21 protein-coding genes are annotated in these 21732 nt (G+C 37.9%); 4 read left to right on the plus strand and 17 right to left on the minus strand.

Annotated features, from left to right (window positions below; all coding sequences use genetic code 11):
* Positions 1 to 39: 39 nt before the first annotated feature.
* Entirely contained in the window at positions 40 to 1917 is a 1878-nt protein-coding gene (locus F0229_RS03580) for a nucleoside-diphosphate sugar epimerase/dehydratase (RefSeq protein ID WP_171732255.1), read from the plus strand.
* On the opposite strand, the gene F0229_RS03585 is transcribed toward F0229_RS03580, so the two are convergent.
* The 17 genes from F0229_RS03585 to rfbB all read right to left on the minus strand — a co-directional run bounded on the left by F0229_RS03585 (position 1901) and on the right by rfbB (position 19111).
* Positions 1901 to 3040: a glycosyltransferase family 4 protein gene (locus F0229_RS03585; RefSeq protein ID WP_171732256.1), complete on the minus strand. Its 1140-nt coding sequence runs from the start codon at positions 3038 to 3040 to the stop codon at positions 1901 to 1903. The two genes, F0229_RS03580 and F0229_RS03585, sit on opposite strands and share 17 nt — an antisense overlap.
* A 106-nt stretch (positions 3041 to 3146) precedes the next feature.
* Positions 3147 to 5327 (minus strand): FkbM family methyltransferase, encoded by a 2181-nt coding sequence (locus F0229_RS03590; protein ID WP_171732257.1) that lies wholly within the window; start codon positions 5325 to 5327, stop codon positions 3147 to 3149.
* A gap of 1 nt (position 5328) precedes the next feature.
* Positions 5329 to 6639 (minus strand): glycosyltransferase, encoded by a 1311-nt coding sequence (locus F0229_RS03595; protein WP_171732258.1) that lies wholly within the window; start codon positions 6637 to 6639, stop codon positions 5329 to 5331.
* Between the two features lie 12 nt (positions 6640 to 6651).
* Complete coding sequence (locus tag F0229_RS03600) at positions 6652 to 7182, minus strand: D-glycero-beta-D-manno-heptose 1,7-bisphosphate 7-phosphatase (protein ID WP_171732259.1); 531 nt, start codon at positions 7180 to 7182, stop codon at positions 6652 to 6654.
* Positions 7179 to 7856: a nucleotidyltransferase family protein gene (locus F0229_RS03605; protein WP_171732260.1), complete on the minus strand. Its 678-nt coding sequence runs from the start codon at positions 7854 to 7856 to the stop codon at positions 7179 to 7181. Before F0229_RS03605 ends, F0229_RS03600 begins: the two co-directional genes overlap by 4 nt.
* Before the next feature lie 4 nt (positions 7857 to 7860).
* Complete coding sequence (locus F0229_RS03610; protein ID WP_102306737.1) at positions 7861 to 8448, minus strand: SIS domain-containing protein; 588 nt, start codon at positions 8446 to 8448, stop codon at positions 7861 to 7863.
* Complete coding sequence (locus tag F0229_RS03615) at positions 8436 to 9467, minus strand: dehydrogenase (protein WP_171732261.1); 1032 nt, start codon at positions 9465 to 9467, stop codon at positions 8436 to 8438. Before F0229_RS03615 ends, F0229_RS03610 begins: the two co-directional genes overlap by 13 nt.
* A gap of 12 nt (positions 9468 to 9479) precedes the next feature.
* On the minus strand, positions 9480 to 10508 hold the full coding sequence (locus tag F0229_RS03620) for a GDP-mannose 4,6-dehydratase (RefSeq protein ID WP_171732262.1): 1029 nt from the start codon (positions 10506 to 10508) through the stop codon (positions 9480 to 9482).
* A 2-nt stretch (positions 10509 to 10510) separates the two neighbouring features.
* Complete coding sequence (locus F0229_RS03625) at positions 10511 to 11356, minus strand: sugar nucleotide-binding protein (protein ID WP_171732263.1); 846 nt, start codon at positions 11354 to 11356, stop codon at positions 10511 to 10513.
* Positions 11357 to 11400: 44 nt separating this feature from the next.
* Positions 11401 to 12450: an acyltransferase gene (locus F0229_RS03630; RefSeq protein WP_171732264.1), complete on the minus strand. Its 1050-nt coding sequence runs from the start codon at positions 12448 to 12450 to the stop codon at positions 11401 to 11403.
* A gap of 25 nt (positions 12451 to 12475) precedes the next feature.
* The gene (locus F0229_RS03635; protein WP_171732265.1) at positions 12476 to 13450 is read right to left on the minus strand and encodes an ABC transporter ATP-binding protein; all 975 of its coding nucleotides are present in this window, start codon (positions 13448 to 13450) and stop codon (positions 12476 to 12478) included.
* On the minus strand, positions 13447 to 14220 hold the full coding sequence (locus F0229_RS03640) for an ABC transporter permease (protein ID WP_171732266.1): 774 nt from the start codon (positions 14218 to 14220) through the stop codon (positions 13447 to 13449). The genes F0229_RS03635 and F0229_RS03640 overlap by 4 nt, the downstream gene beginning before the upstream one ends.
* Complete coding sequence (locus F0229_RS03645; protein WP_171732267.1) at positions 14217 to 15077, minus strand: glycosyltransferase; 861 nt, start codon at positions 15075 to 15077, stop codon at positions 14217 to 14219. The genes F0229_RS03640 and F0229_RS03645 overlap by 4 nt, the downstream gene beginning before the upstream one ends.
* Positions 15074 to 16204 (minus strand): UDP-galactopyranose mutase, encoded by a 1131-nt coding sequence (gene glf, locus F0229_RS03650; RefSeq protein ID WP_171732268.1) that lies wholly within the window; start codon positions 16202 to 16204, stop codon positions 15074 to 15076. The genes F0229_RS03645 and glf overlap by 4 nt, the downstream gene beginning before the upstream one ends.
* Positions 16201 to 17157: an NAD-dependent epimerase/dehydratase family protein gene (locus F0229_RS03655; protein ID WP_171732269.1), complete on the minus strand. Its 957-nt coding sequence runs from the start codon at positions 17155 to 17157 to the stop codon at positions 16201 to 16203. Before F0229_RS03655 ends, glf begins: the two co-directional genes overlap by 4 nt.
* On the minus strand, positions 17157 to 18026 hold the full coding sequence (rfbA, locus tag F0229_RS03660; protein ID WP_102311749.1) for a glucose-1-phosphate thymidylyltransferase RfbA: 870 nt from the start codon (positions 18024 to 18026) through the stop codon (positions 17157 to 17159). The genes F0229_RS03655 and rfbA overlap by 1 nt, the downstream gene beginning before the upstream one ends.
* Complete coding sequence (gene rfbB / locus F0229_RS03665) at positions 18026 to 19111, minus strand: dTDP-glucose 4,6-dehydratase (RefSeq protein ID WP_171732270.1); 1086 nt, start codon at positions 19109 to 19111, stop codon at positions 18026 to 18028. Before rfbB ends, rfbA begins: the two co-directional genes overlap by 1 nt.
* A gap of 276 nt (positions 19112 to 19387) precedes the next feature.
* Between rfbB and F0229_RS03670 the strand changes: the two genes are divergently transcribed.
* The 3 genes from F0229_RS03670 (at position 19388) to gpsA (ending at position 21705) form a co-directional block, all read left to right on the plus strand.
* A complete protein-coding gene (locus F0229_RS03670; RefSeq protein WP_010433842.1) occupies positions 19388 to 19822 on the plus strand; it encodes a rhodanese-like domain-containing protein in 435 nt (144 codons plus the stop codon).
* An 88-nt stretch (positions 19823 to 19910) separates the two neighbouring features.
* Positions 19911 to 20378 carry a protein-export chaperone SecB gene (gene secB, locus F0229_RS03675; RefSeq protein ID WP_009847959.1) on the plus strand — a complete coding sequence of 156 codons (468 nt, stop codon included), beginning with the start codon at positions 19911 to 19913 and terminating at the stop codon, positions 20376 to 20378.
* A gap of 262 nt (positions 20379 to 20640) precedes the next feature.
* On the plus strand, positions 20641 to 21705 hold the full coding sequence (gene gpsA, locus F0229_RS03680; RefSeq protein WP_171732271.1) for an NAD(P)H-dependent glycerol-3-phosphate dehydrogenase: 1065 nt from the start codon (positions 20641 to 20643) through the stop codon (positions 21703 to 21705).
* Positions 21706 to 21732: the final 27 nt, after the last annotated feature.

Raw genomic sequence — 21732 nt, forward strand, 5'->3', positions numbered from 1 at the left:
ATCAAACTTAAGAAGCTCAGTGGCTCGCTAAGGAACACCATGATCAGACCAATACATATATTGCTTAATGCCAAACGCAAGAACAAGCGTTTCATCAGTATTGGCTATGATATTTTCGCTATCGTGATTTCACTCTATTTAGCCATTGCCTTAAGGCTTGGAAATGCATTTTTTGCAGTCGAAATAGAGGAGCTAATAACTCTTTTTATTACTGTTTCAATCACAATTTATAGCTTCGTTAAATTAGGAATGTACCGAGCGGTCTTACGCTATATGATGCTACCAGCCGTTGGCAACATTTTCTTTGGGGTTATAATATCGACCCTAGCTTTAATAATGAGTGGCTTTTTTTTCCACTCATTCATACCTAGAAGTGTTCCGTTTATATATGCTGGTTTAGCAACCCTGACGTTAGGTGGCCCCAGAATACTAATCCGTTCGATCTATTATCACTGGTTTAAACGCCAAAAACCCAATGTATTTATTTATGGCGCAGGGGCTACAGGCCGCGACTTAACGTATGCTCTCATTCAGGGTGATGAGTACAATCCAGTAGTATTACTTGATGATGACCCGACAAAGTCAGGTCAAATATTATTTGGACTTAAAGTCCATCACCCAAGCGATTTCGAGCACCTTCAATCATTATATCAACCCGTAAAGCTGCTTTTAGCTATTAATGGGATTAATAAAGGTGAGCGCTTGAGGTTGGTTGAAAAGTTATCACACTGGCCAATCGCAGTGCAATCTGTACCATCAGTCGAAGATATTGCCGCAGGAAAAGCGACAGCAACTGACGTAAAAGATCTTGATGTTGCAGATTTACTTGGGAGAGCAGCAGTTGACCCGGACAAGCAACTTTTGGCACAAAATATTTTCAATAAGAGTGTTATGGTTACTGGCGCAGGGGGCTCTATTGGATCTGAGTTATGTCGTCAAATAATGTCACAAAAACCTAAAACACTCGTATTGTTTGAGCTAAATGAATACAACCTTTACAAAATCGATCAAGAGTTAAACTCAACAAAAATCAACTTAAAAAGCGAGACTCAAATCGTCGCGGCTCTTGGATCCGTCCAGAGACAGAATCGGTTAGAAAAGCTGATGACCGCTCACGGAGTTGAAACGGTTTATCACGCTGCTGCTTATAAACACGTCCCTTTAGTTGAAGATAATATTGTTGAAGGTGTTCGTAACAATGTGTTTGGAACACTTGCTTGCGCTGAAGCTGCAATCCAAACAGGTGTGAAGAACTTTACTCTCATTTCGACAGATAAAGCAGTAAGACCAACTAACGTGATGGGCGCAACCAAACGCATGGCTGAGTTGGTTCTTCAAGCATTGGCCGATAAGCAAAATACCACCACTTTCACAATGGTACGCTTTGGTAATGTTTTGGGCTCTTCTGGGTCTGTTGTTCCACTGTTTAAAAAGCAAATAAAATGTGGCGGCCCTGTAACCGTAACTCATCCAGATATCATTCGCTACTTTATGCTTATACCTGAGGCAGCTCAGCTGGTTATCCAAGCTGGTGCCATGGGTCACAACGGACAAGTATTTGTTCTTGATATGGGTGAACCCGTCAAGATTCTAGACCTTGCAAAACGCATGATTCATTTGATGGGTATGCAAGAGCATGTCGAGGGCGATTCTCAAGAAGGCGATATATCTATAAAGTTCACAGGATTACGTCCAGGAGAAAAACTTTATGAAGAGCTTTTGATTGGAGATAATGTGGAAGGAAGCGGCCATCAAAAAATCATGACGGCCAAAGAACAGATGCTAACTTGGAATGAGATGCAGCCTCTTTTGGAACAACTCGATGGGTGTTGTCATAACTTTGATGAAGAATGCATTATGACGATTCTATTAAATGCACCAACTGGTTATAAACCCAACTCTAACGACCAGCACTAATACTAATCTCTTCATAAACCTTGAGAGTTTTTTCAAAAACCATTTCTTGAGAAAACTCTTCTTCAACTTTTTTACGCCCTTGAACGCCAAAATCAAGCGTTTTTTCATCACTCTCCAGTAAGATGCGTAAACAGCTAGCGAGTGATATAACATCCCCAGGCTTCGCCAATAAACCATTAACGTTATGTGATACTATTTCGCGACAGCCGACAACATCTGTCGTGATTACCGCTCTTTGGCAAGAAGCTGCCTCGATCAAAATACGAGGTACCCCCTCACCATAAGTCGTAGGTAAACACACTATATCGTTTTCTTTTATTAGCTTAGGCATATCTTGCACGTTGCCTAACCAATTGATATCTCGGGAACTTGCCCAAGCCTTCACTTGGCTTAGAGGTATAGCAGAAGAAACATCGTTATCAATAATTCCTGCAATATTGAGCGTGAAACTCAACCCTTGCTTTTCTAGCTCATGCTTTGCTCGAACTAGACACTCCAACCCCTTTTCTTTTAAAAGCCTTGCACCAAACAAAACGTTTTTATTTAAGGGAGCTAATGAAGGGGAAAAACGAGCCAAATCAATTCCAGCCCCCTTGATCACGCGACCATTTTGATATTTTAAAATACCGAGCTCACCAAATAACTCAAAGTCTTCGTTATTCTCAAAAACAAAGCGAGAGCTTGAGGAGGATATAAAGCGATATAGATTAGCAATTATAAGTTTTAATAATTTGAACTTCATAGCATTAGAACTAAACACAGCCCCTAAGCCAGTAACACTGTAAACAATTGGTTTTTGGTAAAAAAATCTATTTAGTAAACCAGTATATATATTAGGCTTGATTGTTACACAATGTATTAAGTCAGGTTCAATACCATCTAGTATTTTTTTAAGCCTATAAGTACTAGTTATCTCTCGAAAAAAATTTACACTTTTTCTTTTGACAGATAATTGATGGCAAGTAAAGCCTTTAGAAACTAATTCGTTCTTGATAGCATCATTTGAAAAACTGCTAACAATATGTATATCAAAACCTAAGGAATTAAAATACTCTGCCCGCTCTAACCAATGAAGTCGGAAATACCAGTCAACATTTATTACATATAATATCTTCTTACTCATAACTCGCCATAAAAAAAACACTAGTTAAAGTTAACCAGGTAACATTTGAAGTAAAAATAGAGTTAAGGGAGAACCTTAGTTCTCCCTTAATGTCATACCTAATTCACTACCAACAAACTAACATATATTCGTAGATTAAATCTTTTTCTGGCTGTAGGTGAACCAGCTTAAATTGATAGTCTAAGTCCAATTCCTTTACGAATCTCTTACAATCAAAGATTTGCTCTGGCTGAAGCCAGAGGTGGTAGACAGATATCAGTAATACAGGTTTATTTTTCCTAATAGTAGCCTCAGCTCCTTTCAGGGCATTTAATTCAAAACCTTCCACATCAAACTTAATTAAGCCAACATCACCATTTTCGTATTCAGAGCTAACAAGTGCATCAATACTAACTGATTCGACCTTAATACTGCCTTCAGAGCCACCTTCAACAATACACGAACCGACACCATCATCACCAACCTTTCTCATTGAAAGTGTTTCTACTGTCTCGCCGACAGCAATATTACGAGGTTCAATAACATCCCCCAAATATTGCTCATTTCGTTCAAGGTTCCTTTTTAGACAATTATAGTTATCAAGCATTGGCTCAATTGCAACGACCTTTTCAAAACCAAAACCTGCAAACATAATAGCTGTATCACCTACCCATGCCCCACAGTCTAAAGCCAACTTACCTTTAAATGTCTCTGGAATTGAGTCAGGAAGATACTTAATACCTGACTTAAAATAATTCGTAGCCAACGTTATTGGTAATTCGGCTAGATCTAAATGAGCATAGTCAAGCTCTTGCTTATTCATAATAACTTCGAGGTTAGAAAGAATAAGCCTATCTTCATCGGTAAACAAAGTCGTTGAAAGAGGGAGCTTGAGCTCTAAGCCTTGATGTTCAAAGTAAGGTAATATTTCGTAAAGCCCAAACAGCTTTCTTTCATTAAGAAGGCTAAACTCATCGAGCCCCTCTCTAAATTCATCTCTGAGCATCGAAATTCGCTTCTCATTAGCTCGAATATAGTAGTGAAACTGATTTGTTGGTGCGACCATCAAAGTAACGCTAGGGTCAGACCTCTTACTATCGTAAAGATCTCGCTGTGAAATGAGATCAGAAACCCTGTCTATTTGTGTTGAAAGGTGGCCATATTCAAGTTCGTTGATACGCGATACCAACTTACCAGAATTCTTAGTGATAACGGAGTTTAATGATGAACTCAAGGTAGCAACAACCGGGTCAACAATAAGTTTATTACATATCAAACGTGCCTTCTCGACTAATTTACGTCGTATTGAAGCTGTCTTTTGTTTAACAGCAACTGTTTTTTCCGATATGAGGCTCTTATACAGAGGTAACACGTGATTATAATAATAGTCGTTGGTATCTGGAGAAAACGATGCGTTATCAACGTCAAAGCCGTCTAATTTAGCCTCATCGAAAACTGAATTCGCCTTGGCCAAATACTGCTTCAGACCTTGGTCCTTGAGTCGCGAAGCATGGAAGACCAAATCAAACATATGATGAAAATAGAAAGCCTGTACGAAAGTAGGAAAGCGACCACTTTCTACTAGGAACCTTTTAATTACGTCATAATTACCAAATGAAATTAGAGCCTTATCAGAACTCGCACTTGATGAACCTTCATTTAAAACACGATAGTTATATACTGGAACATCTAGAAGCGTTATTTCATCGACAATAGAATATGCAATAAACTTAAATGGCATATCCTGATAAGATGCACCTGGACTTTCATAAAATCTTATTAAATTCTCTTCTAAAAAGTCGCGCTTATATAATCCAGTCCAAATAGAAGATTCTAAAAGGAATAACTCTACAGATTCACTTGGTACTACTCGACCAATATTATTTTCATCAAAATTAGTTAAGTGCTTAAGAGATTGAGTGTTCAGAACTCTGTCATTTTGTATACGATTAAAGGTAGCTTTAACGATAGGATTAGGTACAAGTTGATAAGCTTCTACAAGGCGCTCGAACATGTCTAACTCGATCCAATCATCAGTCTCGACAATTGCAATAAAGTCTCCGGTAGCAATACTTAACCCAGAGTTAATTGCCGCTCCATAGCCAGCATTTTCTTTGTGAATAGCTATAACACGATTATCCGCACCAGCATAATCATCAATAATTTCATGGCAGGAATCTGGACTCCCATCATTCACAATAATAACTTCAAGATTTTGATGACTTTGAGCTAAGACACTGTCTAAACACTGTGGTAATGTATCTTCTCCTGCATAAACGGGAAGAATCACTGATATTTTGTATTCCATACTATTCATAACTCTTGAGAACTGCCTTTAATGTTGACTCTAGATCGTATCTATCATTGAATGCTTCAAAAACTCTTTGACTGTCTTTTGCCATAGAGGTCAGACTACTTTTATCTAGTAGAGATATAAATTCAGCACACTCATCTGCCGACTCTAATTGGTGATAGCTTTTTGAAGTTTGAATACCTTCCATACCTGCTTTAGTTGACACTAATGGAGCCCCAAAAGATAACGCCTCTAAACATTTAACTTTCATCCCAGACAACAACTCATCAGGGTTTACTATGAGATCACATGATGCATAAAATTCTTCCAAACTCTCGCAAAAGCCCAAGACCTTTACAAATTTTGGTAACTCTAGTTCATCTAAAGCACCACATATAGTGCCCGTCACATTCAATCTTATATTGTGCTCCCTTCTAGATAAGCTCTCTATCAGGTTCTTTATCGCAACAACATTCGGGTAATGTCCTGACGCCATAAAGCCAACAACAAGCTGAGAACCTCCTTGAGGCGTATAATCTAAGAAGTTCTTTGGTATCATAGGGGGTTGCACAATCACGTTTGAAGATGTTGTGTCTCGGAAGTACTCACCCTCAGCCTCTTGAATCGCTATAATGTAATCAGATCGAGAAAGCCCAATTGATTCTTCACTTTGTGAAGTCGAAAAATAGAATTTATCTTCAGCAACACCTATATTACTCATTCGGGAATTTCGGTTTGCGAATACATCATGCGTATCTAACATAATAACTGCATCTTTATTTACCGCAGTTGAAAGTTTAGAAAGGAAAACATAATTGATCATCGCAACATCAAATTGATTAGTAGCAGAGAGCGCGCCCACAAACTGCATTGCTCTGTCATCGACCCAATCATCAATACCGTTACCATCTGCGATTACTTGTTGGTTAACATCTCGCTTAAGTTGACCAAATTTACCACCTATAGCTTTTAAATTATAAGTATAATCCCATAAGTCATTATTTGAATCCCAAGGAGAATCATTATAAATCACAGTATGTATTGAATAGCCTAATTTCTTCAAGGCTCTTATTTTAGAGTCGCAATTTTTACCAACAGCGTCAGAGCCATAAAATGGCATGACTACTAATGCATTTTTTTTAGAGTGAGACTTAATTATTTTAGGTAGTACCGTTGTGTCTTCAGGCAGTTTCTCTACGATATTAAGTGCTTTTTTTAATAATCGCCTAAAGTAATATGAATTCACTAGTTTAACAAACAGCCCCCATACCCGTCTTCCGACTCTAGTGTGATAACATTTAACAAAGAACAGCTTAATTCGATTCAAAACAAGACCTTTTTATAATGGAATAGAGAGTAAGTTTGGGTATATATCATATTTAGTGTAATGTTTTAGTTCAATCTCGTGACCAGTTTCGACCATGTATACTTTTGACAAACCAAATTTAATCCCAGCTAATACATCGCTTTCTTTATCACCAATCATTATAGATTCGTTCAAATCAACATCATATTTAGTCGATGCCAATTCTAACATGCCAGTGTTAGGTTTTCTGCAACGACACCCAAAACTAAATTCAGCGACAGAACCTTCTTTATGGTGAGGACAATATAAGATATCCAAAACCTCTATTCCATGTTTAGATAATTCTTCCTGGTACCACTTTGTAAGAATTTCATAGTCATGAACGGTATAGTATCCTCTTGCAATACCAGCTTGGTTCGTCACAATAATGATTTGAAAACCATGCTCAATCAACCGCTTCATACCTGAAATACAGTTCTCAGTAAATTCAAAATCCTCTATTCTGTAGAGATAATTAATTTCTCGATTAATTACACCGTCGCGATCTAGAAAGGCAATTTTCATTTGAATTTCTCGCACGCTTTATGATAATCCTCAGGAATACCTATATCAATAAAATATGTTTTACTTGTATAAGCCTTAAATACTCCATTAAAACCTGGTAAAAAGTCCGTTTCAAATGAGAATTTATTTTTCGAGTAATTTTCGATAATATTTTTATCGAGAAGATAAATTCCACTATTGATAATTCCGTTCCCGCCAGGCCCTTTCTCAACCATTGCTAACACATTATTATCACGGTCTAGCTTGAGACTTCCATACCGACTTACGTCATTGACCTCTACACCAGAAATTAGCAATTGAACATTTTTAGAGCTATTAATAAACGCGTTATAATCAAGCTCGCAATACGTATCACCATTTAAAACTATAAACTGTTCACTTTTCACTTTACTGGTTGCAAGTTTTATAGCACCGCCAGTACCAAGCGGTTCATCTTCAACTATAAAATCTACATCACAACTAACTGGATTATCTTTCTGCACTTGATCAATGATGTAGTTAGCTTTGTAGGAGAGTGACAGAATGATTCTTCTTACACCTTGTTCCTCTAAGTACTTCATTAGTCGATAAAGAAATGGTTGCCCAGAGATATCCACCATTGGCTTAGGTAACTCGCCACTAATTGTTTTCAAGCGGGTTCCAAACCCTCCAGCTAAGATAACTACATCATGCATAAACTTACTCTTCCGTTTTAAATATAACTTCTTCAACAATCGCACAGATCATATGACCGATACATATATGACACTCTTGTATGTAAGGAGTCACGGTAGAAGGTACGTTAATAGAGTAGTCAACCATATCCTTTAACTTACCGCTTTCGCCACACAATGCAACGCTTGTCACACCTAAATCTTTAGTTAGATTCATAGCATTAATTATATTTTCAGAGTTTCCTGAGGTACTAATCCCAATAAAGATATCCCCGCTTCGGCTCTGTGCTTGTAATTGTCGAGCAAAAAGTTTATCGAATCCGTAATCATTACCAATTGCCGTCAGCATAGATGTATCCGTTGTTAAAGCTAAAGCAGGCAAACCAGGTCGATCAAAAAAGAATCTACTCACAAATTCAGCGGCGATATGTTGCGCATCAGCAGCACTACCACCATTACCTGCTATAATAACCTTATTACCGTTACGATATGCTTCGATAATTAAATCTGCAACTTTAGAAACTTGAGCTAATACTTCATTTGAAGAAATTAACTTTTGTTTAACTGAAATACTCTTGTTTAAATAGCTATGGATGTATTCTAGATTGTCCACGAATATGCTCCCTCTTCGACAAATTGGAATTTATATACTTGACCACCAAATTGCTCAAGCTTACGTTCTACTATATTTTTCTTTTCTGGCTGAACAAATATCATCATAAAGCCACCACCACCTGCTCCAGACACTTTCATTGACTTGGCACCGATATTGAATATTTCATTTTCAATATCTTGGATCATAGGGTTCGTTATTGAAGATGACGTTTTTTTCTTACTTTCCCATGCATCAAGAAAATCAGCAGCCATCGCATCAATATCTGATTTCAACAAATGCTCTTTAATTCTGTAAGCAGATTGCTTTACACTATGCATAGCTTCAAGCTTAGAGTCTTTGTCCTCCTCTAAAGACTTGATTTGGTCATCTATAATTTTAGCAGAGTCACGAGATGTTCCTGTAAAATAGAGTATTAAAGATGATTCAAGTTCATTCACAATATAGCGGCGAATTCTCAATGGGTTCACCACTACATGATTCTTAGCATAGAACTCCATGAAGTTAAAACCACCAAACGTTGCTGCATACTGGTCTTGTTTTCCACCAGAAAGGGAACAATCAACTCGTTCGATACTAAAGGCCAACTGAGCTAAGTCGTACTCACCTAAAGGCAATGAGTATAAATGAGTAAGCCCTTGAAGCATTGAAACAACGACGGTTGAAGATGAACCAAGACCACTGCCTGCAGGAGCATCTGAGTGAGTAATAATTCTCAATGGCTTTAACTCTCCACCGAAGTAGTCATTCATAACTCGAAGATATACAGCGCGGTGAAGCTTGAGTTTACCTTCTAACCCAAACTCATTTTGACTCAAGTCTATCTCTTCGCTAATCCCTAAATCAACAGCTTCAAAATAGACTTTATTGCCTTCAATTTCATCATCGGCATATGCATATGCGTACATATTAATGGTCGCATTGAGTACGCATCCGCCATATGTGTCACTGTAGGGCGACACATCAGTCCCCCCTCCGGCAATTCCAAGGCGTAAAGGCGCTTTGCTTCTAACTTTCATTAATATTTTTTCCTAACGATTTAAAGGAATACGACCAGAAGAGATTTCATCACGCCAATGCTGTAATAAATCTTTGAACATATCTGATGTAGCAATTTCCGGCTTCCAATCAATAAAATTTCTGATCTTAGTGTTGTCGAACATCTGATAATCGGCATCAATAGGACGTAAACGATCTGTATCTGTTACAACTTCTATATCATTGCGAGTACTAAAACCTAATAATATTTCAATAACTTCAGGAAGCTTAAATGCCTCTTCACCTGCAATATTGAATGCCTCACCACAAGGCACGTTGCCCTTTTCGCTCTCGAGAGCAAGAAGGTAATACGCTCTAACCGCATCTCTAGCATCTTGGAATGTCCTAACACTTGCAAGATTACCAAGCTTTAATTTGGGTTCTTGATAGCCTGCTTCGATAAGAGCAATTTGCTTTGCAACAGTACTTTCAAAGAATACATCACTTCGTCTCGGACCTGTATGAGTCCCCATACGCGTCACAAAGGTCTTAATGCCATATGCTTCGCCGTAAAACTGACCAAGGTAGTCTGTTCCAATTTTACTGATACTATATGGACTAGCGCCATGAAATTGTGATTCCTCATTCAAAGCTTCACCAACTTTTGCTCGACCATATACTTCACTAGATGAACAAACATGTACCACGGGATTGTAGCCGTCTGCTGCTTTTAACTTGCGAACACATTCAAGTAAGTTAGCCGTACCGATAATATTGGTCTGTAGAGTCTCAATAGGGATATCAAAAGAAGTCCTAGGAAAGGACTGCGCTGCTAAATGAAAAATAAAACTAGGACGCTTTGAATCGATTAGCTCATAAAGAGATGCAAAGTCATTTAAGTCAGCGTACTCAACAGAAACACGCTCTTTAGCATTGATCTTTTCTGTCAGTTGATAAATGTTATCCATTGGCTCCTGCCAACGCATCATTCCAACGACGTCGTAATCTGTTTCATTCAAAAGATAGTCGGCAAGCTGTGAGCCTACTTGTCCAGTAAAACCGGTAATCAGAACGTTTTTCATTTTTAATTGTACTCCTTGATAGATTCTTTATACGATTTTGCAGGTCTCTTTAAAATCGCATCTAAATATTTACTTTCAGTATTTATTCTCTTAGGTCTACCTTTCCAAAAGCTAACTGGAGCTTCCGTAAAAGAATAGGTCAAATTTGGATGTTTTTGGTCCGCTAATTCTTTCACTATATCCTGTCGACTTACAAGTTGATGACCGGAAAAATTTACAGTTCTGGTTTCTATGTCATTCCAGTTTACAATGATATTTTTTATACCCAATAACACGTCATCAAGCGAAATAACGTTGCGTTCAAATCCGTCAAAGACATCAAGGTTTTTTCCTAATTCTGCATGCTCAGCTACCATCAGAGAAAACTTATCATCTTTGGCTAAAACATATGAAAATCGAACAACAAAGAAATTCTCATTACCTTTAAAACTCTCTTCAACTTGAGATTTCATCTTCCCATATTGACCAAACGGTTTCGTTTCTGAGTCATCAAAACAAAGTTTATTAGCAGACCCAAACACAGCATCACTTGACGAAAATATGACTTTTACGCCTTTGACAATAAGCTTGTCGATGAGAAGAATCGTATTAGTTACATTAATATTATAAGCTTGATCGAAATTCTTTTCACACAAGTCAGGGGAGGATATAGCCGCAAGAAAAACAACGACATCATCTTTTTGGACTCTAGAAAGTAAATCATCAAATTTGTTGCTAGATAGGTCTAAAGACACATCACAGTTAGTTCTTCCGACGGTAAACTTATTAGAAAAATCTAATTTTTTGTATAAAGAATCTCCAACAAAACCTGAAGATCCAAATATATAAACATTATTTTCAAAATTCATAAAAACCTAACTAGAAAGTTAATAAATAAACCAAATATTATAACTCAATTTTCTCTCTTCGAAGGGGGTAATAATACCTTCCCTTTTAAATATTTATATAATCTAACATCAACCAAAGATGCATAAATATATGATATAAAAATTGATATCGAAACGAACATTAAAATTGCTGTATATGGGGATTCTTTCCCCTGATACATTATCCCTGTTATCAAAAGTGGAAAATGAAGTAGATACAACGGAAAACTAATATAGCCTAAAAACTGAAAAATATTACTACTCATCATTTTTTTTATTGGGGAACGCTCACCTAAGAAATCTACTCCCATTAATGGTATGAACGATAAAATAAAGAAGTAATCTGCTCTATTTGAATGTGCTGGTTGATAGTAAATACCTAGCATACAAACAAAAAATGAGACCCACATAAAAATTTCTATATGCTTGTATGATGTGAAATATTTCTTTGATGAGAAAAGTGTATAGCACGCAGATCCAAGGAGCATTGAAGATACAGCATAAATAAAGTTGTATAAACCGTAAAAACCACTACTTCCAAGACCTGTTTCTGAATTCCAGGCTAGAAGTGAAAACAGTAGTAATGCAACTATAAACCTTACTAATATACTCATTTTAACGAATATGAGTGGGATTAAAAGTGAGGCCCATAACTCTATACTAATACTCCATGCCGGACCATTAATTACATAAAAGTCGCTATCAAAAACACCATGAATTAAAGAGAAGTTTTTAATCCATAGCCAGACACTAAAGACATCTTCAGGGGGAAGATAACCTCCTGTTTTTGCATTGAAAGCGTAGATACAAAGCATAGCCGTTGTTGATATAAATACCAGTGGCCACAACCGCAAAATGCGAGTAATAAAATAACTAGAAAACTTTTCTTCTTTACCATGCGCATGAGTTAAAACAAAGCCTGATATCATAAAGAAAAATACTACACTTAAGTGCGATCCTTTAAAAGGTACATCGTTGGTCCAATTTGAAACTGCATTAAATGCATGATTTAGCAAAACAGTAAAAGCGAATAGCCCTCGAAATCCATCGATAGCAGAAAATCTTTGTATGTTCATTGTAATATATTCATTATAAGGTAGATTATATTGTACGAATAGAAAATGTTATGGCTTGATTAAAATTGTCATCGATTGCGAGAATATATTCTACATTATAATATATTCTCATCCAAACACGACTTTCTTCAATAACTAGGTGACTCACTTGAGAATCATCGAGGCTTGATCTAAATAATAATGATTTCATTCCCTCTAAAAAAAACTGTACATCTGCATATTCTTTCGATAGGTTAACATCACCTATTTTCAGATCAACTATGTATGGGTTTTCATATTTATTAAACTCCAATCCATAACTGGTTAGCTTCATCATCATGTTATATTTAATATACACAGAATCGCTGCTACCTTCAGCTATAACAACTCCATCCTCGATACATACCAACCTATCAGAAAGTAATCGCAATTGAGCTTCATCATGGGAAACTATTATCACAGTGGTATTAGATTTTATTTTTTCCTTAATACTGCTTTGAGCCTTTTCTGCAAATGTCACATCACCAACACCAAGAACCTCATCAATAAGTAACACCTCTGGAGTTGTATACATAGCAATAGAAAAGCCTAACCTTGCTAGCATACCCGATGAATAATTCTTAATCGGCTTTTCATAAAACTCTTTTAGCTCTGAATATTCTTTTATATCATCAATAAGATTCTTAATATGTGATAATCTATGTCCAAGCAACATTCCACTAATTATAGTATTTTGCCTTCCTGATAAATTAGGATCAAAGCCAGCTTGTAGTGCCATTAATGAAACGCTTTGTGTGTTAATATGAATATTACCACCATCAGGTTTAATAATTCCAGCCAAGATTCTTAGTAATGTTGACTTTCCCGCACCATTACGGCCAATGATGCCTAATGTCTCACCTTTAAATACATCAAATGTAATATCTTTTAAGGCTGTGTGTTGATCATAAGAAAAAAGACTAGTTCTTTCCTTATAGATAACACTAACGTTTTTTAATTCTATGGCTTTATCAATAGTCATTTTTGTACTACTCTCGGCAAGATATATTCTAGTTTTTTAAAAGCGAATAAACATACCGAAATAATAGTTAAAGACAATATGATTACATATAACAACAGGTCCAAATTAGGAACTGTTTTGTACATTAATACATCGCGATATGAACTTAACATAACCGCCATTGGGTTTACGAAAAAGATCTTTGACTCCATTGCAGGTATATCTCTATAGTTAAAGAAAATACCAGAACAGAACATCATTATTTGCAATCCTGTTTCAATCACAAAGGAAAAATCCCGAACAAATGGAACTATTAATGAGACGGCTAATGAGAACGCTACTATAAGTAATAATTGAATTAAAACTATAGGAATAAACCAAAGCAAGACTGAGTTGTATTCATAACCATAAATTAGTAAAAATACGAAAAGCAATAGAAACACTAGGATTTGTTTTATTGCATCTTGTAATATGAAAGTTAAAGGAAAGAATATCTTAGGTACATGTACCTGACTCATCAGGTACTTACCTTGTATAATGCTTCCCTGAGCGTGACTCACGCTACGCCCAAACCATATCCAAGGAATCAATCCAGTTAGCAAAAAAGGGACATAATCAGGCCCACCTTGCTTAAGCAAAAAAGAAAAAACTAAATAGTAAATAGCCATTTGCAATAGTGGCTCAATAATCCACCATGCATAACTAAGGTAATTGATCGAAGCTTCTGACTTTAAATTAAGCTTGGCTTTTATCCATACTAGCTCTAAAGTTCTAAAGGGCATGCGGCTCATAACGAGTTTCTCTTAAATAATGCTTTAAAAAACACATTCAATTTCATTTTTTTAGCAAAGATGGAAAAGTAATAAATATGAACTAATAACGGATAAATACCGAAAATACCATTAATTTCACGATTAAACCTCCTACTATTCTTTAGAATATAAGAAAGTCGAAATTCATCAAATTCTCTACCGATATCATCCACATCATGAGTTACAATTAATTTATCTTGATAGTAGCCATTTAAGCTCATTTTTTTGGACAGTCTATGAGTAAATGTCAGATCATCGAAATAAAGAAAGTAGTCAGTTGGTATTAACGATGAGTATTTGAAAATTCCGTCATTGTAGATTGTTAACCCAATAAAACTAGCGGCTTCAATTGAACCACTTATCTCACCAAAGTTTCGACGATTTATCAAAAATTTTAGACTTTTCTTTATTGAACTAGGTACAAAGTTCATCGGTCTATTCATATTTAGTCTAATTTTATTCTTATTGATAACTTGAGGAGCTAAATAAGCATAATTACTCCCAAGGTTCTTATAAGAACTTTTGATTTCATCTAAAAAATCTTCACCAAAAAAGGCATCATCATCTAAAAACGTAATGACAAACTTATCATATTTTTTTTCTAGGTGCTCAAGACCAGTAAAAAAGCCAAATGAAGCCCCTTTATTCTGATCAAGCTTAATTACACTAATTCTAGAATCCTTTTCTGAAAATTCGTCTAAAATATCCCGTGTTAACGATGATGAATTATTATCAACAACAACTATTTCGTCCAAAGAGGTGCGTAATAGTTGTTGGATCGAGTCTTGCAACTTTTGAGTCCGATTATAGGACACAATCACAACTGTAAATATCATATTCCGCTTTTTAGACAATAATTTTCGAAGCACTCAATCGCTTCCTTAATACATACATCCATATCAAGATAACGATAAGTCGCTAGCCGGCCAACAAAAGTTATATTCTTTTCTTTTTTCGAGCGTGCTTCATATAAATTCCAAACATCATCTCCCGATACGTGTCGAACTGGGTAATATGGAATGTCACCATCCTCACACTTTTTGCTGTACTCTTTATACATGACACTTTTTTCATGCTTTTCCCACGGAGTGAAGTATTTATGTTCCGTAATTCGAGTAAATGGGACATTTTCATCACAGTAAGACATTACAGCACAACCCTGGTAATCATCTTCACTATAAAATTTTTCGAACTTTAAAGTTCGATATTCTAGTCTACCAAATTCGTAGTTATAAAAGTGATCTATAGCTCCTGAGAAAAATACATGTTCATAGCCCTCTTCATCTATGAGTTTATCCACATCTTCTTTAACTAACTTAACATTTAACACCAACTCAATATTAGGATGATTTAGCATATTCTCAAAAATAGCAGTATAACCATCTCTTGGAATACCTTGGTATTGATGTGAAAAGTAGTTATCATTGTAATCAAACCGGACAGGCAAACGCTTCAATACAGATGCAGGAATATCTGTAGGATCCATCCCCCACTGTTTTTTTGGATAGCCGTAGAAAAAAGTTTTATATAAATCATCACCAACAAATTTTACAGCTTGCTCTTCAAATGACTTCGGTGCCTGGATACTCTGGTCACCTTTCGACTCAATTAATTGCTTAGCTTCTGTGGGAGAGAGAGCAGCTCCATAAAACTGATTTATCGTGTGAAGATTTACAGGTAGTGAGTATACCTTTCCGTTAGCAGTTGCCTTCACTCTTGTTATGTAAGGTTCAAAATCTCCCCACTTGTTAACAAAATCCCAAACCATTTTATTATCTGTATGAAAAATATGTGGCCCGTAGACGTGGACATTTATGTTAGTTTTTTCATCCCTCTTATCGAAGCAGTTACCGCCAATATGTGCTCTATCATCTACTACTTTTACCTTCACTCCCTTTTCGGCGAGCAACCTTGCGATTGTAAGTCCACTAAAACCTGAACCAATGATTAGTATTTTTTTCATTTTTTCTTCAACTTATGAAATTTAATTAGTTTTTCAATGCCACATGCGAGGCTAACACTAGCCTGCCAATCTAGCTCTTGCTTAGCCCTACTCACGTCTAACTTAACACTATTTTCAATATCAATAGATTGGTCACCCAGCTTTTTTTCTACACTGGTACTCATTTTTTGCTCAATCATATTGATAAGTTCAGTTAGTGAGGTCGGAACTCCCGAACCTATATTAAAAGCCTTTTGTTGTCCCTTATATTCAATCACCTTTATAAAAGCATCTGTAAGATCACCAATATAAACATAATCTCGCTTATTTTTTAGCGAACCAACTATCGTCAATGGTAATCCCTTCGATACCCTATTTAAGAATATAGGTATAACTCCTTGGTTCCCCTCTAAGTTTTGCTCTTCACCATAAGGGTTTGAGATCCTGAGGGATACCGCCTGCTTGTCATACTTTTGCGCAAGATAATTCAAATAAACTTCTGTAGTAGCCTTATTCACCCCATATGAAATGTTCGGGTTGTATCCATCGCTTTCGTGAAACACTTTATCCGACTGTCCGTAAACCGTTCCGCCTGATGATGCAAATATGATTTTTTCGCAGCCACTCTCATAAAGACTTCTAAATAAGCGAGTATTCGCCAACATGTTGTCTAACAGATCTTTATCTAAGTCCGTTTCTGACGCTGATGGAAACATTGTCGTCGCTAAATGTATAGCCGTCTTTACATTGTTTGAATCTATAATTCTGCTCAGTTGCCCTTTATCGATAGCGACTTCAAGGTAACTAAGCTCAAGCCACTTGAAATTCTTACTTAACTCAGGCAAAGAATCAGGTTTCCCTACAACATCTAAGGCAACTGTTGGTATATTGTTATCTAGTAATTTGCGAATCAACGCTTTACCAACAAATCCGGCGCCACCAGTAATTAACACTCCGTTATGTTGTGATTCCATTAGTCACCTTTAGCTAGATTAATGATGTATCTACCGTAGTCGTTTTTACTCATAGGAGTAGCATTCTTGATTGCTTCTTCCTTAGATAGCCATCCATTTCGTAAAGCAATTTCCTCAAGGCAAGCCACTTTCAATCCTTGAACATGTTCAATTGTTTGTACAAAAGAAGACGCTTCATGAAGGCTCTCATGTGTACCGGTATCTAGCCACGCAAAACCGCGACCTAGTAGCTCAACGTTCAATGAGCCATCGTTTAGGTACATCTCATTAAGGGTCGTTATTTCTAGCTCACCACGCTCAGATGGCTTCACTTGCTTTGCCATTTCAACCACACGGTTATCGTAAAAATATAAGCCTGTAACTGCATAATTTGATTTTGGCGTTGCTGGCTTTTCTTCAATAGATACCGCTTTCATGTTTTCATCAAACTCAACAACACCAAAACGCTCCGGATCTTTCACTTGATAACCGAAAACCGTTGCTCCAGATTCTCTTGATGCCGCATTTTGTAAGGTTTGTGAAAATGACTGACCGTAGAAAATATTATCTCCAAGGACTAAACACACACTGTCATCACCAATAAACTCTTCACCAATGATGAAAGCTTGAGCCAACCCGTCAGGGCTTGGTTGAATTGCATATTCAAGGTTAATACCAAAATCAGAGCCATCACCTAACAAACGCTTGAAACCCGCATTATCTTCCGGCGTAGTGATAATCAAAATATCTTTAATACCAGCGAGCATTAATGTAGAAATCGGGTAAAACACCATTGGCTTGTCATAAATCGGCAACAGTTGTTTCGACACGCCACGTGTAAGTGGATATAAACGTGTTCCTGAACCACCTGCTAATACAATACCTTTCATTATTTATCTCCTGCCATGACACCTAGACGCTCACGTTGATAACTACCATCTTGTACGTTTTGACACCACTTGGCATTGTCTAGGTACCATTGAACTGTCTTACGAAGACCTGTCTCAAACGTCTCCTCTGGCGTCCAACCCAATTCACGTTGCATCTTAGATGAGTCAATGGCATAGCGACGGTCATGACCAGGACGATCTTGAACATACGTTATTTGCTCTGCGTATTTGCTCCCTTTTGGTACTAGAGCGTCAAGGATTTCACAAATCGTGTTCACAACTTCAATGTTTTTCTTTTCGTTATGGCCACCAATATTGTAAGTCTCGCCGACTTTACCTTCGGTAACTACTTTGTAGAGCGCTCGAGCATGGTCTTCTACGAACAACCAGTCACGAATCTGGTCACCTTTACCGTAGATAGGAAGGTCTTTTCCTTCTAGAGCATTCAAGATGACAAGTGGGATCAATTTTTCAGGGAAGTGGTATGGGCCATAGTTGTTTGAGCAATTAGTGACGATAGTTGGCAGGCCGTAAGTACGCAACCATGCACGCACTAAATGGTCACTTGATGCTTTTGAGGCAGAGTAAGGGCTAGATGGCTCATAAGATGTCGTTTCCAAGAACATTGGTAGCTCAGCACCTTCTGGAACCTCATCTGGGTGAGGCAGGTCACCATAAACTTCATCAGTAGAGATATGATGAAAGCGAAAATCTGTTTTTACATGATCTTCAAGATTATTCCAGTATTCGCGCGTGGCTTCTAGTAGCGTGTATGTACCAACTATATTCGTCTCAATAAATGCTGCAGGCCCAGTGATAGAACGGTCAACATGCGATTCAGCGGCTAAGTGCATTACCGCATCCGGTTTGTGCTCAGCGAACACTCGGTCAAGATCTGAACGCTTGCAAATATCCACTTGCTCAAATGCGTAACGTTCGCTCGAGTCCACTTCGATAAGAGATTCTAAATTACCTGCGTAAGTCAGCTTATCAACGTTTATTACGCTGTCAGATGTATTATTTATAATGTGACGTATAACTGCTGAGCCGATAAAACCAGCGCCACCGGTGACTAATATCTTCACAAAAACTCCTAAAATAAAGCTTTAAAACCAAAAAACCTAACACGCACGAGTAATATCCGTTAGGCACGCTACCGCCCATTGGTCACAAAGCGAAACCACACTACGCATTCAAAGTTAAAAATGTAAATATCTCCATTATCTATGTATCAACGAATATAATCAAAAAAAAATCTAGTTGTGTGCGTGATGAAGCTAACGCTATGTACACCAAACCCAAAATCTCGCTATACTCCTGACCTATAGTTTTTCGCCCAATAACGAATAAGAGTTCAAGATATGCAAGAGTTAGTTCCATTTGTTCAAGAGAATATGATTTTAGCCATCGTATGGATCGGCTTGGTTGTTGCCATCATTGCGAACGTAATCAAGACATCAAACGCAGCATACAAAGAGATCACGGCTGCGCAAACCACACACATGATTAACCGTGAAAACGGTGTTGTGGTTGATATTCGTACTAAGGATGAGTTCAAGAAAGGCCATATTACTGACGCAGTTCACATTTTACCGTCAGATATCAAAGCAAATAACTTTGGTAGCCTTGAAAGTCACAAAGCAGACCCAATCATCGTAGTATGCAAGACGGGTCAAACCGCTCAAGAAAGCGCGAACTTGCTGGTTAAAGCAGGTTTCGAAAACGTAAGCGTGCTGAAAAGCGGCTTAGTGGCTTGGAGCGAAGCTAACCTTCCTTTGGTTAAAGGTAAGAAATAAGCTGACCGAGTAAAACGATATTACTTTAGGGCTTTGTTCGACTGATATGATGAACAGAGCCTAATTATAAATTTTTAAGGACAAGAAAATGGCTGAAGCAGCACAACAAGACGCACAACAGAACTTCGCAATCCAACGTATTTTCCTAAAAGACGTCTCTTTCGAAGCGCCAAACTCTCCAGATATGTTTCAAAAAGAGTGGAACCCAGATGTAAAACTGGACCTAGACACTCAAAGCCGTGAGCTTGGCGAAGGTGTTTACGAAGTTATCCTACGTCTAACTGTTACTGTTAAGAATGCAGAAGACACAGCGTTCCTTTGTGAAGTTCAACAAGGCGGTATTTTCTCTGCAAGCGAAATGGAAGCTGGCCAACTGGCACATTGCCTAGGTGCATTCTGCCCGAACATCCTGTTCCCATACGCGCGTGAAACAATTTCTAGCCTAGTGGTTAAAGGTACGTTCCCACAATTGAACCTAGCTCCAGTAAACTTTGATGCTTTGTTCATGAACTACCTACAAAACCAAGCTCAACAAGCTGAAGGCGAACAAGCTTAAGTCTCAATATAGTCTTAACGCTTAGCGATTAAATGACCAATAAATAACTAATAAACGAACGGCCAACAAACGGCTATTTCTATTAGAAGATTGCCTTTTATTCGATAGCTAGTTTTTGTGAAATAATTAGTTTTAAATGCACATCGCAGCTTCTGCGATGTGCATTTTTTATTTACACTGTACTTTGGTAGAGCGCTTTTTCTTCTTAGTAAAGGGTTTCTCCAAAACTCTTCGATTTCCCTCATTATTTTTAGGTGGAAGCATGACAGACACAACTCGCCCGACTAACACGGCAGACGCTTACGGTAAAGACAGCGCTTACGGCAAAGATATCGCCATGACAGTGATAGGCGCCGGTTCTTACGGAACCTCTTTAGCGATATCTCTAGCGCGTAACGGTGCCAATGTTGTTCTTTGGGGGCACGACCCTGTTCATATGGCTCGTCTTGAATCTGAGCGAGCTAATCATGAGTTCCTACCAAATATAGAATTCCCAGAAAGCCTGATCATTGAATCAGACTTAGAAAAAGCAGTGACTTCAAGCCGAGACCTTTTACTTGTAGTCCCGAGCCACGTATTCGGCGTTGTGCTTAATAGCGTTAAACCTTACTTAGCCTCAGACTCTCGCATCTGTTGGGCGACCAAAGGCTTAGAGCCAGAGACCGGCCGCCTGCTTAAAGATGTCGCGCATGATGTGCTGGGTGATGGTTACTCGTTAGCGGTTCTATCAGGACCGACCTTCGCCAAAGAGTTAGCGATGGGCATGCCAACGGCTATCTCTGTAGCTTCACCTGATGAAGTTTTCCTAGAAGAGCTCCAAGAAAAAATCCACTGCGGCAAAACATTCCGCGTGTATGCAAACTCAGATTTCATTGGTATGCAACTTGGCGGCGCAGTGAAGAATGTTATCGCAATTGGCGCAGGCATGTCGGATGGTATTGGCTTTGGTGCCAATGCACGTACCGCACTTATCACTCGCGGCTTAGCTGAAATGAGTCGCTTGGGCGCAGCACTTGGTGCCCAGCCAGAAACCTTCATGGGCATGGCTGGATTAGGCGACCTAGTACTAACCTGTACTGATAACCAATCACGCAACCGTCGCTTTGGTTTGGCACTTGGCGCAGGCAAAGATGTAGATACCGCACAAGAAGAAATTGGCCAAGTCGTTGAAGGTTATCGCAACACCAAAGAAGTTTGGTTATTATCAGAACGCATGGGCGTTGAGATGCCAATCGTTGAACAAATTTATCAAGTGCTGTATCAAGGGAAAGACGCACACTTAGCAGCACAAGATTTGCTTGCTCGAGACAAGAAGTCAGAGCGATAACATCGCTTATTAAGTCGTGGGATAAAA

The organism is Vibrio sp. AIC-3, assembly GCF_013114515.1.
Taxonomy (GTDB): Bacteria; Pseudomonadota; Gammaproteobacteria; order Enterobacterales; family Vibrionaceae; genus Vibrio; species Vibrio crassostreae_C.

What these genes read in the sequence shown, in the direction of transcription:
- F0229_RS03670 (WP_010433842.1), top strand. Translation starts at nt 19,388, where the DNA reads ATGCAAGAGTTAGTTCCATTTGTTCAAGAGAATATGATTTTAGCCATC.
- F0229_RS03585 (WP_171732256.1), bottom strand. Translation starts at nt 3,040, where the DNA reads ATGAGTAAGAAGATATTATATGTAATAAATGTTGACTGGTATTTCCGA.
- F0229_RS03590 (WP_171732257.1), bottom strand. Translation starts at nt 5,327, where the DNA reads ATGGAATACAAAATATCAGTGATTCTTCCCGTTTATGCAGGAGAAGAT.
- F0229_RS03620 (WP_171732262.1), bottom strand. Translation starts at nt 10,508, where the DNA reads ATGAAAAACGTTCTGATTACCGGTTTTACTGGACAAGTAGGCTCACAG.
- F0229_RS03645 (WP_171732267.1), bottom strand. Translation starts at nt 15,077, where the DNA reads ATGATATTTACAGTTGTGATTGTGTCCTATAATCGGACTCAAAAGTTG.
- F0229_RS03605 (WP_171732260.1), bottom strand. Translation starts at nt 7,856, where the DNA reads ATGCATGATGTAGTTATCTTAGCTGGAGGGTTTGGAACCCGCTTGAAA.
- F0229_RS03635 (WP_171732265.1), bottom strand. Translation starts at nt 13,450, where the DNA reads ATGACTATTGATAAAGCCATAGAATTAAAAAACGTTAGTGTTATCTAT.
- F0229_RS03625 (WP_171732263.1), bottom strand. Translation starts at nt 11,356, where the DNA reads ATGAATTTTGAAAATAATGTTTATATATTTGGATCTTCAGGTTTTGTT.
- F0229_RS03655 (WP_171732269.1), bottom strand. Translation starts at nt 17,157, where the DNA reads ATGGAATCACAACATAACGGAGTGTTAATTACTGGTGGCGCCGGATTT.
- gpsA (WP_171732271.1), top strand. Translation starts at nt 20,641, where the DNA reads ATGACAGACACAACTCGCCCGACTAACACGGCAGACGCTTACGGTAAA.
- F0229_RS03600 (WP_171732259.1), bottom strand. Translation starts at nt 7,182, where the DNA reads ATGAAAATTGCCTTTCTAGATCGCGACGGTGTAATTAATCGAGAAATT.
- F0229_RS03640 (WP_171732266.1), bottom strand. Translation starts at nt 14,220, where the DNA reads ATGAGCCGCATGCCCTTTAGAACTTTAGAGCTAGTATGGATAAAAGCC.
- F0229_RS03580 (WP_171732255.1), top strand. Translation starts at nt 40, where the DNA reads ATGATCAGACCAATACATATATTGCTTAATGCCAAACGCAAGAACAAG.
- F0229_RS03630 (WP_171732264.1), bottom strand. Translation starts at nt 12,450, where the DNA reads ATGAACATACAAAGATTTTCTGCTATCGATGGATTTCGAGGGCTATTC.
- glf (WP_171732268.1), bottom strand. Translation starts at nt 16,204, where the DNA reads ATGAAAAAAATACTAATCATTGGTTCAGGTTTTAGTGGACTTACAATC.
- secB (WP_009847959.1), top strand. Translation starts at nt 19,911, where the DNA reads ATGGCTGAAGCAGCACAACAAGACGCACAACAGAACTTCGCAATCCAA.
- F0229_RS03615 (WP_171732261.1), bottom strand. Translation starts at nt 9,467, where the DNA reads ATGAAAGTTAGAAGCAAAGCGCCTTTACGCCTTGGAATTGCCGGAGGG.
- rfbA (WP_102311749.1), bottom strand. Translation starts at nt 18,026, where the DNA reads ATGAAAGGTATTGTATTAGCAGGTGGTTCAGGAACACGTTTATATCCA.